The 13,244-nt window shown below is 42.2% G+C and carries 28 protein-coding genes; 1 reads left to right on the top strand and 27 read right to left on the bottom strand.

All coding sequences use genetic code 11. The features are described from left to right. Complete coding sequence (locus HYB91_RS09010; protein WP_002672197.1) at positions 1–363, top strand: TIGR02328 family protein; 363 nt, start codon at positions 1–3, stop codon at positions 361–363. Positions 364–411: 48 nt separating this feature from the next. Here HYB91_RS09010 and HYB91_RS09015 read toward each other — a convergent pair whose 3' ends face one another. From HYB91_RS09015 to rplC, 27 genes are read right to left on the bottom strand one after another with little or no spacing between them, the layout of a single operon-like run. Next, complete coding sequence (locus HYB91_RS09015; RefSeq protein ID WP_002672198.1) at positions 412–627, bottom strand: hypothetical protein; 216 nt, start codon at positions 625–627, stop codon at positions 412–414. Continuing rightward, positions 611–1,150 carry a 50S ribosomal protein L17 gene (rplQ, locus tag HYB91_RS09020; protein ID WP_002677148.1) on the bottom strand — a complete coding sequence of 180 codons (540 nt, stop codon included), beginning with the start codon at positions 1,148–1,150 and terminating at the stop codon, positions 611–613. Before rplQ ends, HYB91_RS09015 begins: the two co-directional genes overlap by 17 nt. Continuing rightward, the gene (locus HYB91_RS09025) at positions 1,140–2,195 is read right to left on the bottom strand and encodes a DNA-directed RNA polymerase subunit alpha (protein ID WP_002677147.1); all 1,056 of its coding nucleotides are present in this window, start codon (positions 2,193–2,195) and stop codon (positions 1,140–1,142) included. The genes rplQ and HYB91_RS09025 overlap by 11 nt, the downstream gene beginning before the upstream one ends. Positions 2,196–2,205: 10 nt before the next feature. Then, positions 2,206–2,586 carry a 30S ribosomal protein S11 gene (rpsK, locus tag HYB91_RS09030; RefSeq protein WP_002670039.1) on the bottom strand — a complete coding sequence of 127 codons (381 nt, stop codon included), beginning with the start codon at positions 2,584–2,586 and terminating at the stop codon, positions 2,206–2,208. Between the two features lie 23 nt (positions 2,587–2,609). After that, positions 2,610–2,975: a 30S ribosomal protein S13 gene (gene rpsM / locus HYB91_RS09035; RefSeq protein ID WP_002670034.1), complete on the bottom strand. Its 366-nt coding sequence runs from the start codon at positions 2,973–2,975 to the stop codon at positions 2,610–2,612. A 16-nt stretch (positions 2,976–2,991) separates the two neighbouring features. Further along, entirely contained in the window at positions 2,992–3,105 is a 114-nt protein-coding gene (rpmJ, locus tag HYB91_RS09040; RefSeq protein WP_002672206.1) for a 50S ribosomal protein L36, read from the bottom strand. A gap of 47 nt (positions 3,106–3,152) precedes the next feature. Then, the gene (gene secY / locus HYB91_RS09045) at positions 3,153–4,469 is read right to left on the bottom strand and encodes a preprotein translocase subunit SecY (RefSeq protein ID WP_002670031.1); all 1,317 of its coding nucleotides are present in this window, start codon (positions 4,467–4,469) and stop codon (positions 3,153–3,155) included. A gap of 13 nt (positions 4,470–4,482) precedes the next feature. Next, complete coding sequence (rplO, locus tag HYB91_RS09050) at positions 4,483–4,935, bottom strand: 50S ribosomal protein L15 (protein WP_002670029.1); 453 nt, start codon at positions 4,933–4,935, stop codon at positions 4,483–4,485. After that, complete coding sequence (rpmD, locus tag HYB91_RS09055) at positions 4,935–5,120, bottom strand: 50S ribosomal protein L30 (protein ID WP_002670028.1); 186 nt, start codon at positions 5,118–5,120, stop codon at positions 4,935–4,937. The genes rplO and rpmD overlap by 1 nt, the downstream gene beginning before the upstream one ends. A 4-nt stretch (positions 5,121–5,124) precedes the next feature. Beyond that, entirely contained in the window at positions 5,125–5,646 is a 522-nt protein-coding gene (gene rpsE, locus HYB91_RS09060) for a 30S ribosomal protein S5 (protein WP_002670027.1), read from the bottom strand. 8 nt (positions 5,647–5,654) lie between these two features. Then, positions 5,655–6,017, bottom strand: a complete 363-nt coding sequence (gene rplR, locus HYB91_RS09065; RefSeq protein ID WP_002670026.1) for a 50S ribosomal protein L18 — start codon at positions 6,015–6,017, stop codon at positions 5,655–5,657. 10 nt (positions 6,018–6,027) lie between these two features. Beyond that, positions 6,028–6,567 carry a 50S ribosomal protein L6 gene (rplF, locus tag HYB91_RS09070; RefSeq protein WP_002670023.1) on the bottom strand — a complete coding sequence of 180 codons (540 nt, stop codon included), beginning with the start codon at positions 6,565–6,567 and terminating at the stop codon, positions 6,028–6,030. Between the two features lie 10 nt (positions 6,568–6,577). Next, positions 6,578–6,976: a 30S ribosomal protein S8 gene (rpsH, locus tag HYB91_RS09075; RefSeq protein WP_002670022.1), complete on the bottom strand. Its 399-nt coding sequence runs from the start codon at positions 6,974–6,976 to the stop codon at positions 6,578–6,580. 11 nt (positions 6,977–6,987) lie between these two features. Continuing rightward, positions 6,988–7,173, bottom strand: coding sequence for a type Z 30S ribosomal protein S14 (locus tag HYB91_RS09080; protein WP_002670020.1), 186 nt, complete (start codon positions 7,171–7,173; stop codon positions 6,988–6,990). 11 nt (positions 7,174–7,184) lie between these two features. Next, entirely contained in the window at positions 7,185–7,736 is a 552-nt protein-coding gene (gene rplE, locus HYB91_RS09085; RefSeq protein WP_002670018.1) for a 50S ribosomal protein L5, read from the bottom strand. Further along, on the bottom strand, positions 7,736–8,050 hold the full coding sequence (rplX, locus tag HYB91_RS09090) for a 50S ribosomal protein L24 (protein WP_002672211.1): 315 nt from the start codon (positions 8,048–8,050) through the stop codon (positions 7,736–7,738). Before rplX ends, rplE begins: the two co-directional genes overlap by 1 nt. 9 nt (positions 8,051–8,059) lie before the next feature. Continuing rightward, positions 8,060–8,428, bottom strand: a complete 369-nt coding sequence (rplN, locus tag HYB91_RS09095) for a 50S ribosomal protein L14 (protein ID WP_002670011.1) — start codon at positions 8,426–8,428, stop codon at positions 8,060–8,062. Between the two features lie 18 nt (positions 8,429–8,446). Next, complete coding sequence (gene rpsQ, locus HYB91_RS09100; protein WP_002670009.1) at positions 8,447–8,719, bottom strand: 30S ribosomal protein S17; 273 nt, start codon at positions 8,717–8,719, stop codon at positions 8,447–8,449. Positions 8,720–8,730: 11 nt separating this feature from the next. Then, a complete protein-coding gene (gene rpmC / locus HYB91_RS09105; RefSeq protein WP_002670007.1) occupies positions 8,731–8,940 on the bottom strand; it encodes a 50S ribosomal protein L29 in 210 nt (69 codons plus the stop codon). A gap of 12 nt (positions 8,941–8,952) precedes the next feature. Further along, on the bottom strand, positions 8,953–9,372 hold the full coding sequence (gene rplP, locus HYB91_RS09110) for a 50S ribosomal protein L16 (RefSeq protein WP_002670003.1): 420 nt from the start codon (positions 9,370–9,372) through the stop codon (positions 8,953–8,955). A 2-nt stretch (positions 9,373–9,374) separates the two neighbouring features. Beyond that, positions 9,375–10,094, bottom strand: a complete 720-nt coding sequence (gene rpsC, locus HYB91_RS09115; RefSeq protein WP_002670002.1) for a 30S ribosomal protein S3 — start codon at positions 10,092–10,094, stop codon at positions 9,375–9,377. Between the two features lie 2 nt (positions 10,095–10,096). Further along, a complete protein-coding gene (gene rplV, locus HYB91_RS09120; protein ID WP_002677141.1) occupies positions 10,097–10,459 on the bottom strand; it encodes a 50S ribosomal protein L22 in 363 nt (120 codons plus the stop codon). Between the two features lie 4 nt (positions 10,460–10,463). Continuing rightward, complete coding sequence (gene rpsS / locus HYB91_RS09125; RefSeq protein ID WP_002669999.1) at positions 10,464–10,742, bottom strand: 30S ribosomal protein S19; 279 nt, start codon at positions 10,740–10,742, stop codon at positions 10,464–10,466. Positions 10,743–10,754: 12 nt separating this feature from the next. Then, positions 10,755–11,585, bottom strand: coding sequence for a 50S ribosomal protein L2 (gene rplB, locus HYB91_RS09130; RefSeq protein WP_002669998.1), 831 nt, complete (start codon positions 11,583–11,585; stop codon positions 10,755–10,757). Between the two features lie 33 nt (positions 11,586–11,618). Then, on the bottom strand, positions 11,619–11,903 hold the full coding sequence (locus HYB91_RS09135; protein WP_002672216.1) for a 50S ribosomal protein L23: 285 nt from the start codon (positions 11,901–11,903) through the stop codon (positions 11,619–11,621). A gap of 2 nt (positions 11,904–11,905) precedes the next feature. Beyond that, positions 11,906–12,541: a 50S ribosomal protein L4 gene (rplD, locus tag HYB91_RS09140; protein WP_002677140.1), complete on the bottom strand. Its 636-nt coding sequence runs from the start codon at positions 12,539–12,541 to the stop codon at positions 11,906–11,908. A 14-nt stretch (positions 12,542–12,555) separates the two neighbouring features. Continuing rightward, on the bottom strand, positions 12,556–13,182 hold the full coding sequence (rplC, locus tag HYB91_RS09145) for a 50S ribosomal protein L3 (RefSeq protein WP_002672218.1): 627 nt from the start codon (positions 13,180–13,182) through the stop codon (positions 12,556–12,558). Between the last annotated feature and the right edge of the window lie 62 nt (positions 13,183–13,244).

Genomic DNA, 13,244 nt, shown 5'->3' on the forward strand with positions numbered 1-13,244 from the left:
ATGAGACTATGGCATCAAAACCTGATAAACAGATTACCCGCACAACAGCTATTGGGGCAGCACAGAGAATGCTGTGCATTGCGAGGAAACGGCTGGGGCAAAAAGCATTCTGTTGTGGACTATGTATTTTTATACTCACCCTACAAACTTTTTCAATATCACGAACTGGTAATGGAAGAGATGAACAAAAGAGGGTATAAGGTTTCGGAAGAATGGTTAGATAAAAACTATCGAGGCAAAAAATGTCCTCCATACGCCGACCTAAAGAAAATAAAAAAGACAAGTCCTATTTACAAGGAGCATGATGAAAAATATATGCAGGAATGTATTACTAATCTCCGTGAAAAAAATATAGAGATATAAAAAACGCCCGCATCCAAGGCGGGCGTTGTGCAAAAAAGGCTTAAAAATTTATTCGGCTGATGCTTCAGCGGGTTTTTCTGCAGGGGCTTCTGCAGCCTTTTTATTCTTAATGTTTGCTCTGCATATTTTGCAGATCTTTGTTTTTGCACCGTTAATCTCTTGTTCGTACAAAACTTTGATTCCGGTTTTGTTACATACGGGGCATACCCCACGTCCGCGGTTTTGCTCTGCGCGGATTCCCTTACCTCTATGAGCCTTTGACACGGTTGTACCTCCGATTTGATGAACTATCTACTACCTGATCGGTATTTTTTTTGTGTTCTGATTCACCCTTTGACGATTTAAAACCTGCTTCTTTTTTGGAAGTCTTTTTGTCATCGGATTTTTTTGAATCATCTTTTTTCTTTGTATCCTTTTCCTTTTTTTCAAAGTCATAGTCTACAAGTTCCAAGATAGCAACATCAGCTGCATCGCCTTCACGGAAGCCGATTTTTAAGATACGGGTGTAACCGCCGTTTCTGTCTTTCATTCTAGGACCGATATCGCTGAATAGTTTTTTTACAATATCATCATCCCAGATATACTTTGCAGCATGACGCCTGTTGTTGAATGTATCAACCTTTGAGCGTGTAATCAATTTTTCCGCAGTTCGGCGTACTTCCATCGCTTTTTGTTTTGTTGTCGTAATCCGCTCGTACTTAAATAGCGATGTAACCATATTTCGGTGCAAAGCACGGCGATGTGCAGTTGTACGCGAAAGCGGATTAAAGCCGTTCTTATACTTCATCTGTTTCTTCCTTCTGTCTTGATACTTTTATCGTATTTTTTAGATGACTGTAATCAGTCATACCCAAGCGCAAATTGTATTCCGCCAATTTAGCATGAATTTCATTTAAAGTCATTCTGCCGACATTGCGCATACTTTCGATCTCATCTTCCGACTTCTGAGCCAGTTCGCCGAGAGTTTTAATACCGGCCGAGTCCAAGCAATTTTTAGCCCGAACGGAAAAATCTAGAGTATTAATCGAAGTTGCTAAAAGCTGTTTAATTACCGCTTCTTCATTATCATCTTCATCTTCACCGAGATAATCATTTTCGTTAAAATTAATAAAGATGGAAAAATGATCTTTTGCAATTTTTGCAGCTTCGCCCAAAACATCTTCAGGTCTGACCGTACTGTCAGTCCAAATTTCAAGAATGAGCTTATCGTAATCGTTTCTTTGTCCTACTCTGCAAGGCTCAATAGCATAGCTTACCTTTAAAACAGGACCGTAGATTGCGTCCATCGGAATAGTTCCGACAATTTCAATGTATTTTTCATTAACTTCTGCCGGTACATAACCTCGGCCGAAATCTACTTGAACATCAAACGAAACATTAGCACCCTTCATAAGTTCCATAACATGAAAAGGTTCGCCTAAAATTTCAAGCTGTCCTTCAACGGCAAAATCTTTGCTGGTTATCGACGCAGGCCCCTTAAATTCAAAATGAAAGTCACCTTGTTCCGACTCATCCGATAAACGGAGGCGGATCTGCTTTAGTTTATTTAAAATTTCCAGCGTATCTTCGGAGACGTTCGGAATATTTTCAAACTCACTTGAAATTGTGTGGGGTACGCCGTCGGCATCATGCGAGGTTATAAGCACTGCCGATATGGCATAACCTTGAATTGAGGACAATAAAATTCTCCTCAAACAATTTCCGATTGTTGTTCCAAAACCGGTCTCAAAAGGGGATGCCGTAAACTTACCATAGCTTTCGGTTGATTCTTGCTGAGCAAATTCCAAGCCTTTCGGCTTCTTAAATCCTTTTAAAAGATTTTTACGGGCCATTCACGTCTCCTTATATTCGGCGCGTCTTCTTGGGACGGCAGCCGTTGTGCGGAATGGGAGTTACATCGCTGATTGAGCGAACCTTTAATCCCATTGTTCCAAGCGTTCTGATAGCCGATTCGCGGCCGACTCCGGGACCTTTTACAAAAACATGAACCTCATGCAAGCCGTAGGGCTGGCACTTTTGTACAGCTGTTTCTGCAACGGTCTGAGCCGCAAAGGGTGTCGATTTTTTGGCACCGGCAAAGCCTAAGCCGCCTGAAGATGCCCATGAAAGAACATTTCCCTTTAAGTCGGTTATCGTAATAATTGTGTTATTAAAGGTTGCTTGAATATAAACATTGCCTTCATATATGCTTTTCTTTTCTTTTCTTTTCTTTACAGTAGCCATGTTTTAATTACCTCCAACCACGATTATTTCTTCTTACCGGCAACGGTCTTCTTCTTACCCTTGCGTGTTCTGGCATTTGTCCTAGTTCTCTGTCCGCGTACCGGGAGACCCTTTCTGTGTCTTTGACCGCGGTAGCATCCGATATCCTGAAGACGCTTGATATTTAAAGCCACTTCGGTTCGAAGGCGGCCTTCTACCTTGTACTCTCTGTCAATCACTTCACGGATTGCAGCTAACTCGGCTTCATCCAAATCATTCATTTTTTTCATCGGATCAACCTTTGTAGCTTCACAAATTTTGTTTGCCGATGAAGTCGAAATTCCATAAATGTATGTTAATGAAACATTAACATGTTTGTTAGGGAGGTCAACTCCCGCAATACGAGCCATTATCCAGTGTCCTCCGTTAACCTTGTCTCTGTTTATGCTTAGGATTTGTACAGATTATCCGTACTATTCCGTTGCGCTTAATAACCTTACATTTATCACAAATAGGTTTTACACTTGTTCTAACCTTCATATTCACTCCTTCAAAGAATGTATTTTATATCATTCTTAAAAAAAATTCTATAGGTTCCTTGATCTAATCTTGCCTTTTTTAAGCAAGCCGTCATGATGGTGCATTTTAAGCAGAGCTTCAACTTGGCTCATTGTATCCAAGTCAACACCAACCAAAATAAGCAATGAAGTTCCTCCCATCAACATAGAAATATTTCTGGGGAAACTAAATGCCCATTGAATTACAGTAGGAAGTACTGCAATCGCAGCCAAATAAAGCGAACCGGGCAATATCAATCTGTTTAAAATCTTCTGCAAATATTCTTCGGTTTTGTCGGTTCTAATTCCCGGAATCGAGCCGCCGTTTTCCCTTATTTGTTTTGCTATTTCCGTGGGATTAAGTGCAACCTGTGTGTAAAAGTAAGCAAAGAAAATAATCAAAACAACATACAGAACGTTATACCCCCAGCCGTCCGAGCGCAAAAATCTTGCAACTGAAGCCAACCAAGAAACATTCGAGCCCCACATCTGCGAAAGCATGAGGGGAAAGGTCAAAAACGATGAAGCAAAAATGATGGGAATAACACCCGAGGGGTTAATCTTAAACGGAATATAGGTATTCTGTCCGCCATACATTTTTCGGCCGATAACGCGCTTTGCATAATGAACCGGTATTTTGCGCTGGCCTTGTTGTTCGTAAACAACCAAGGCTATAATTCCTACAAACATCGCAAAAGCAATAATTACAAAAACAAGGTTTAATTCGTTATTGCTTACAAGCTTGATCAATTCCCAAACAGCCTGAGGAAGACGGGCAACGATACCTGCAAAAATCAACATCGAAATACCGTTTCCGATACCTCTTGCAGTTATCTGTTCACCCATCCAAACGGTAATCATAGTACCTGTCGTTACCGTAACCATCGTAATAAACAAGTGCAAAACAGGACTTGAAATTACAACAGCACCGGGTATTGCTCTGGCCCATGTACCTACAGCGGAAGATTGAAGAAGGGCAACAAAGACGGTAACTATTCTTGTCCAAACCTGAATCTTTTTGCGTCCTCCGTCTTCTTCCGCTATTTTTTTAAGGCGCGGGAAAATAATCATGGCAAGCTGCATCAATATCTGAGTCGAAATATAGGGCATTACACCGAGCATAAATACCGAAAAGTTCGAAAACGCTCCTCCGACAAAGAAGTCCATGTGATCTGCAAAAGCATTTCCCTGGCCTTGTCGGAAATATATTGTAAGAGCCCCAGGATCGATACCGGGGATGGTGAGTACCGAACCTAAGCGGAAAACTGCTAAAACTATGATCGTAAAGAAAATACGGCTTCGTAAATCCTTTATTTTGAACATATTTGCAAATACATTATTAGCCATTTTTTACCGCCTTTTATGCTTCAGACTGAACTATTGTTCCGCCTGCCTTTTCTATTTTTTCCTTAGCAGATGCCGAAATTCTATCGACATCAACCGTCAATTTTTTTGTTATATCTCCTGTTCCCAAAACTTTAACATAAAGAGAACCTTTTCGGAGAAGACCTTTTTGCATTAAGGATTCTTTGTTGACAGTCTCACCATCGCTGTACTTTGTTTCGAGCATGGCAAGGTTTACAACATAGAATTCCTTTTTAAAAGGATAGTTTGAAAATCCTTTTTTTGCAACACGGCGGTACAAGGGCATCTGACCGCCTTCAAAGCCGGCATAAACCTTGCCGCCTGAACGGGCTTGCTGTCCCTTATGTCCCTTTCCGGAAGTTTTTCCCCAACCGGAAGAAGAACCGCGTCCTACAATCTTCTTTTTATGAGTTGCTCCTGCAGGAACAGTTAAATTAAATTCGGACATTAGTTTAACTCCTTAACTTCAACCAAGTGAGCAACGCGTTTTACCATACCTAATACGGCAGGATTTGCATCATGCTCAACTGTGGAATTAAGCTTTTTTAATCCCAAAGAGCGGATAGTCGAACAAACCGGCTGCTTTTGACCGATTGTACTTTTTACTAATTTTACACTAATTCTCTTTGCCATTTACTTACCCCCATACATCCAAAAGGGTTTTTCCGCGGCTCTTAGCAATTTTTTTGCCGTCCATCAAAAGACTTGCGGCATCAAAGGTTGCCTTAACTACGTTTACTGCGGAGCTTGATCCCAATGACTTTGAAAGCAAGTCGGTTGCACCGGCAGCTTCCATAATAGCACGGATTGTACCGCCTGCGATAATTCCCGTACCGGAACAAGCAGGGCGCAAAAGAACCGACGAACCCTTGAACTTGCCTTGAACCTCATGAGGAATCGTGCCGTTTTTAAGCGGAAAGGTTACCATATTGGCTTTTGCCTTTTCGATACTCTTTCGAATAGCATCGCTTACGTCATTTGCCTTACCGAAACCGTATCCTACTCGTCCTTTTTGATCGCCGACAACAGTTAGAGCAGAAAAGGAGAACCTGCGTCCGCCCTTTACAACCTTAGCTGTTCGGTTCAATTTAACAAGCTTTTCAACATATTCTTTATCGGTATGCTGGTTATCCCGTTTTGATTCTTTTTGATGACTCATAACCTCTCCTAAAACTTAATTCCTGTTTTTCTTGCACCGTCGGCAACGGCCTTTACAACACCGTGGTAAAGATATCCGTTCCTGTCAAAAACAACAGTGTCAATATTTTTTTCCTTGAGGCGCTTGCCGATTTCTTCACCGACCTTTGCCCCAGATTCAACATTAACCTTAAGCGATCGAAGAGCTTCTTCCATTGTAGAAACGGCAGCCAATGTCTTGCCCTCTACATCGTCAATAACCTGAACCGAAATGCGCTTATTGCTTCGGAACACGGTCATGCGCGGACGTTCTGCAGTACCGAAAATAGACTTTCGAATGTGCATCTTTCGCTTAAATCTTTTTCTATCTTTATCATTACGTTTTTTGTCCATAATACTACCCTTACTTTACACCGGACTTACCGACTTTTCGTTTGATGATTTCGTCTTCGTAACGAATTCCCTTGCCCTTATAGGGTTCAGGGCCTCTCAACTTTCGTACCTGTGAAGCAAACTGTCCGACCGCTTCTTTTGAAGCTCCCGAAATAATAACTTTCAGCTGGTCAACCTTTACTTCAATTCCTTCGGGAATAATAACGGAAAAGTCGTTTGAATAACCCAAAGCCATTACAAGGAGTTTGCCTTGAACTTCGGCTCTGTAACCTACACCATTGATTACCAAGGTCTTTGTAAAGCCTGTGCTTACGCCGGTTACCATGTTGTTAAGAAGACTTCGGTATAAACCGTGATAAGCCCTTGTCTGAAGTTCATCATCTTTTCTTGTTACAAGAACATGATCGCCTTCAATCTTAAAATCAACAGCCTCAGTGTGATAATCTTGTGAAAGTTTTCCCTTGGGGCCTTCAACGGTAAAGATACCGTTTGCAACGTTCACTTTTACACCTGCAGGAATAGCAACAGGCATTTTTCCAACTCTTGACATATTGCTCCTCCTACCAAACCTTGCAAATAAGCTCGCCGCCTACTTGGCTTTCGCCGGCTGCTTTTCCGGTAATGATACCCTTTGAAGTCGATACAATAAGAGTACCGTAGCCGTTAAAAACCCTCGGTAAGCTCTTATAACCTAAATATACTCGGCGGCCGGGTGTGGAAACTCTTTCGATTCCGTGAATAACCGAAGATTCTTTATCATCGTATTTTAGGAATACGCGGATATTGCCGGCACCTTCCTGGGTCATTTTTTTAAAGTTTTTAATATACCCTTCCGATTTAAGAATACTGATAATTTCCCACTTCATTTTTGAAGAAGGAACATCAACCGATTCGTGACCGGCTGAAGCAGCATTTCTAATTTTAGTAAGCATATCTGCTATTGGATCTGAAACACTCATTATCGTTCCTCCTACCAACTTGACTTTGTAACGCCGGGGATTTGCCCTTCGCTTGCCAATTTTCTAAAACAAACACGGCACATTTTGAACTTTCGCAGATAACCTCTGGGGCGTCCGCAAACCTTGCATCTGTTATACTGCCGTGTCGGATACTTCGCTTTTCTGTTAGCTTGATTAATTTTTGCAACTGTAGCCATGAAATCCTCTCTTACTTCCTAAAGGGCATACCAAACTTTGCAAGAAGCGATCTTGCCTCTTGATCAGTCTCGGCAGAAGTTACTACGTTCACATTCAATCCTGAAATGCGTTCGATTTTATCGAAGTCGATTTCGGGGAAGATGATCTGCTCGGTAATACCCACTGAATAGTTTCCGCGACCGTCAAAACCGTTCGGGTTAACTCCGCGGAAATCCTTAACACGCGGCAAAGCAACATTAATAAAGCGGTCTAAGAATTCATACATTCTAGCACCGCGCAAAGTTACCATTGCCCCAATCTCATTTCCCTCACGAAGTTTAAAGTTTGCTATACTCTTTCTTGCCTTTGTTTTCACAGCTTTTTGACCGGTGATTGTTTCAAGGTCAGTTACTGCAGCATCAAGTAGTTTCCTATTCGTGAGAGCTACACCAACGCCCATGCTTACTACGACTTTTTTAAGCCGAGGAATTTGCATAACGGAACTGTAGTTAAATTCCTTTTTAAGCTCGGGCATGATTTGTTCTGTATAGACTTTCTTAAGCCGAGGTACGTAATTACTCATTATAACGCTTCTCCACACTTACGGCAAATTCTTATTTTTTTGCCGTCCTTTATTTCATATGCAATACGGGTCTTTCCGCATTTTTTGCATATAACCATAACATTGGATGCAGATATCGGAGCTTCAATTTCTACAATTCCGCCCTGATCCTGCTGGCTTCTTTTGCGCATGGCTTTTTTGATCATATTAAGCCCGCCGACGATAACCTTGTTATCTTCCTGCAAGACCTTTACGACTTCGCCCCGCTTGCCCCTTTCCTTGCCTGCAATAATTTCAACACTATCATTGCGGCGAATCTTCATCTTTCCTGCCATAAACTCTCCTTAAAGAACTTCCGGAGCAAGAGAAACTATCTTCATGAAATCATGATCACGAAGCTCTCTGGCTACAGGGCCGAAAATACGTTTTCCCTTAGGGTTTTTATTATCGTCAACAATTACGCAAGCGTTATCGTCAAAACGAATATAAGTTCCGTCGGGACGGCGGTATTCTTTTGAAACACGCACAATAACGGCTTTTTCTACCGTACCTTTTTTAATAACCGATGTGGGCAAGGCTTCTTTTACTGCCACAACGATTATATCCCCAATACCTGCGTATCTGCGTTTTGATCCGCCGATAACCTTAATACATTCGACGAGTTTAGCGCCTGAGTTATCGGCAACGTTTAATCTTGTTTCAACCTGTATCATTTACCTTAACTCCTTGCCTTACTTAGCCCGCTCAATAACTTCAGTAAGCATCCAAGCCTTATCCTTACTGATGGGCTTATGCTCTACAATTCTTACGGTATCGCCGATGTGAGCTGTATTCTCTTCATCGTGAGCCTTGTATTTTTTACTGCTCGATACGTATTTTTTGTAAAGCTTATGAAGCTTTTTGGTTCGGACTTCAACGACGATGGTTTTATTCATCTTGTCGCTTGTTACGATTCCGACAAACTCGCGCTTCCCGATTTTTTTTGTATTTTCTGTTGTTTCCACGGGTTAAGCTCCTAATTTGCACCTTCTCCGGCCAATTCTTTTTGGCGGATAAAGGTATTTAACATCGCTATTTCACGACGCATACTTCTCTTTTCAAGCGGGTTGTCCAAATGGCCTACCACAGCTTGAAATCTCAAATCCATGTATTTTTGCTTTAGATCATTGCGTTTTGAAACAAGTTCCTTATATGACATTTCTCTGTACTTTGACTTATTTTTCATTTTAAACGCTCCTTAGTCGGCCTGAATCTGCTCGGCAAACCTTGTCTTAAAGGGAAGTTTGCTTCCTGCCAAGGTCATAGCTTGTTCGGCCAAATTCTTATCAACACCGGCTAATTCAAAAATAATAGTTCCGGGTTTTACAACCGCTACCCAGTATTCGGGGGCTCCTTTTCCGCCGCCCATTCGAACTTCAGCGGGTTTCTTTGAATAGGGTTTATCCGGAAAAACTCGAATCCACAATTTTCCGCCTCGCTTAATCTTACGATTTAAAGCAACACGGGCAGCTTCAATTTGTCTGTTTGTAAGCAAAAAAGGCTCAAGAGAAACTAAGGCGTAATCGCCGAAATCGATGTTGTTGCATCGTGTAGCTTCGCCCTTGATTCTACCGCGCTGAACCTTTCTATGTTTTACACGTTTGGGACTGAATGCCATAATTATTGCCTCCCTGCTTGAGCGGGCTTTTCAGTGCGGGGTCTTCTTTGCTTTTTGAGCAAGGCACCTGCATCTTCTTTTTGTTCTCCGCCAAACATCATTCCGCTGTAAAGCCATACCTTAACACCTATCTTTCCATAGGTTGTATCCGCTTCAGCAAAACCGTAGTCTATATCTGCCCGAAGTGTGTGAAGAGGAACGCGTCCTTCCTTCATTTCTTCGGTTCGCGACATTTCAGCACCGCCTAAGCGTCCTGAAATTCTAATCTTTATACCTTGAGCACCGGACCGCATCGTATTAAAACAAGCCTGCTTTAATACCTTTCGGAAAGAAGCTCTTCCGGCAAGCTGGCGTGCAACGTTTTGAGCAACTAAAGCAGCCCTTAATTCGGCTCTCTTTACTTCCTTAATTTTGATTTGCACTTTTTTGCCGAGCTTTTTCTGTATAATAGCTCCGATATTTTCGATATTGGCACCTTTTACACCGATTATAACGCCGGGACGAGCCGTGTGAATCATAATCGTAATCCTTTGGGGATGACGGATGATTTCAACTTCGGCAATGTCGGCATTTTTACATTCAGGGATTTCCTGAATCATAGCTCGAATCTTTAAATCCTCAAGCAACAAGTCGGCATAATTTCGGGGGCCTGCATACCAGCGAGACGACCAAGTTTTGTTTATACCAAGTCTTAATCCTGTAGGGTTTACTTTCTGTCCCATATCTACTCTCCTGCTCTCTCGTCAACGACAACTGTGATATGACACATTCGCTTTAAGAGAATGTCCGCACGGCCCTTGCCGCGACACCAAATTCTTTTTAGCCTGGGCCCTTCGTCAATCATAATTTCCTTAACAAAGAGCATATCTTCATCAAGCTGCTTATTTTTGTAAAGAGCATTTGAGGCAGCCGATTTCATAGTCTGAGAAATTAAGCCGGCTCCCTTTTGAGGCATATTTTCCAAAATAGCCATTGCTTCCGGATAAGGCTTGTTCTTTACGACGTTTGCCACCGGTCTTACCTTGGTAGGTGATGCAATAAGAAATTTCGTTGTTGCTCGATATCCTGTTCTTTCAGTCATCTTCATTCACCTATTTTCCAACCTTCTTGTCAGAGTTTGCATGCTTGCGGAATGTGCGCGTAGGAGCAAACTCTCCAAGTTTATGTCCAACAAGATTCTCGGTTATATAAACCGGAATCCACGTCTTGCCGTTATGTACCGAAATAGTGTTACCGACCATTTCAGGTATAATTGTAGAACAGCGGGAATAAGTCTTAATCGGTTTCTTCTTACCCGATCTGTTCATCTCGTTTACATTCTTAAAAAGACTCTTTGCAATAAAAGGTCCTTTTTTAACTGATCTTGACACTTGTGCAGCCCCCTAATTCTTCTTCTTTCGTCTTGAGACAATGAAGCTATCCGAAGGATTGCGCTTCTTGCGGGTCTTATAACCCTTACAAGGCTGTCCCCAAGGAGTAACGGGATGTCGTCCCTTTCCTCGTCCTTCACCACCGCCGAGGGGGTGATCAATCGGGTTCATAGCCATACCGCGAACGGTGGGTCTGATTCCAAGCCATCTTGATCGACCGGCTTTGCCAAGACTTGTATTCATGTGATCTTCATTGCCGACTTCGCCTATTGTTGCATAACATTTTTTGTTTACCAAGCGAGTTTCTCCGGAAGGCAATCTTATGGTAACATATTCGCCTTCTTTTGCAGCAACCAATGCGCCGGCACCTGCCGAACGCGCCATTTGTCCGCCTCTTCCGATCGTAAGCTCAATATTATGCACGGTAAAGCCGACGGGAATTGCTTCCAAAGGAAGAGCATTTGCAACATCCAATGTAGCCATTTCGCCGCTCATAATCTTTTGACCGATTTTTAAGCCTTTGGGAGCGATAATGTATCGTTTTTCTCCGTCAGCGTAAAAAATCAATGCAATATTTGCACTGCGGTTAGGATCATACTCGATTGTCCTTACAGTGCCCGGAATACCATATTTGTTTCGCTTAAAATCGATTTGTCGGTATTTCTGTTTATGTCCGCCGCCTTGGCCTCGAACTGAAATGCGTCCTCTTGAATCGCGTCCTGCTCTGTTCTTTTTGCCTGTAGTCAAAGACTTTTCAGGCTTTTGAGCTGTAATTTCATCTTTTCGCAAATCAATTCGTCCGCGCAATCCGGGCGTCATCGGCTTATATTCTTTTAGAGCCATTTTGCTATCCCCTTAGCATAAGCACATTAAGGCTTACGCACCTTCAAAAATCTTAATTGTCTCGCCCTTAGCAAGCTTTACGGTTGCCTTTTTCCAAGATGAAGTTTTACCTTCCTTGTAGCGGAGACGCTTAGTCTTTCCTCGAACATTAACAACAGTACAATCGGTAACTTTTACATTGAACAATCTTCGTACTGCTTCCTTTATCTGAATCTTGGTAGCCTTAGGCGCTACTTTGAAAACATATTTGCCCTGCTCGCGAAGTTCTGTGCTTTTTTCCGTAAGAACAGGCGCGATAAGTATATCATTGTATTCCATTATTATTCGGCCTCCTTACATCCGTAAAATTCAGAAAGATTTTTTGCGGCAGATTCAAGCATGATAACTTTTCGGCCGTAGAATAAATCGTGAGCTCGAAGGCGGTTATATGCCAAGAATGAAAGATGCGGAATATTGCGTCCTGCTCTTTTTACCAAAGAATCATCGTCCTTTAGAATAATAACAGCGCGCTCGCCCTTTGCAAAGTTATTTAAAATCTTTACAAGGTCGCGGGTTTTTCCGCTTTCTACCGTAAAATCTTCTACAACCACTAACCTGTCGTTTTGAGCTTTAAGGCTCAAAATTGACTTCATTGCCAATCTTTTTGCTTTTTTAGGCATAGAATAGCTGAAATCTCTCGGTTTAGGTCCAAAAATAGTTCCTCCTCCGACTAAAAGAGGAGATTTTTTATCACCGCGTCGTGCACGTCCTGTACCTTTTTGGCTGTAAGGCTTGGAATTTGAACCGTGAACCTCAGCTCTGCCCTTTGTACAAGCCGTTCCGACTCGTTTATTGGCTAGTTCATTATTGATGGCGTAGTAAATAACATCATCATTTACGGGAAGACCGAACACCTTGTCATCAAGATTAATTGTCCTCAATTCTTTACCATCGACTGAATAGACTTTCTTTTCCATGTCTTCTACCGTCCTTATTTAGCCCGCTTTACTGCGGATTTTAAGAATACAGTTGCATCCTTTTTACCCGGAACAGAACCGCGAACCATTATAACACCCAATTCAGGATCAATCTTTACGATTTGCAAATTTTGAACGGTAACCTTGTCAAAACCCATTCTTCCGGGCATTGTCGTATTTTTAAAAGAACGACCCGGAGTTGTACAGTGTCCCGTCGAACCTGCTTCACGGTGGAACTTAGAACCATGGCTTGCTCTACCGCCTCCATAGCCCCATCGCTTCATAACACCCTGAAAACCTTTACCTTTTGAAATTGCCGTAATGTCTAAATACGGAACCTTTTCAAAAACCTCTACACCGAGCTTATCACCTACTGCGACTTCTTTGTCAAAATCACGGAATTCCTTTAAAAGTTTTAAAGGCTTGAGGTCTCCGCTGAACTGTCCTGCATAGGGTTTGCTGGTGTGCTTTTCTTTGAGTCCACCCAAACCGAGCACTACTGAAGAGTATCCGAACTTTTCCTTGTCCTTTAGTGCAACAACGGTATTGGGTTCTACCTGAATAACCGTAACCGGCATAAGGTGACCGACTTCATTGAAGATTTGGGTCATGCCGATTTTTTTTCCAATCAGTCCAATCATTTAAATTCTCCTAAGGTACGCACCCCTGATTAAAGGCCGTCTACCATTGATTTGATTAAATC

The sequence above is a fragment of the Treponema sp. B152 genome, from assembly GCF_024181665.1.
GTDB lineage: Bacteria > Spirochaetota > Spirochaetia > Treponematales > Treponemataceae > Treponema_B > Treponema_B denticola.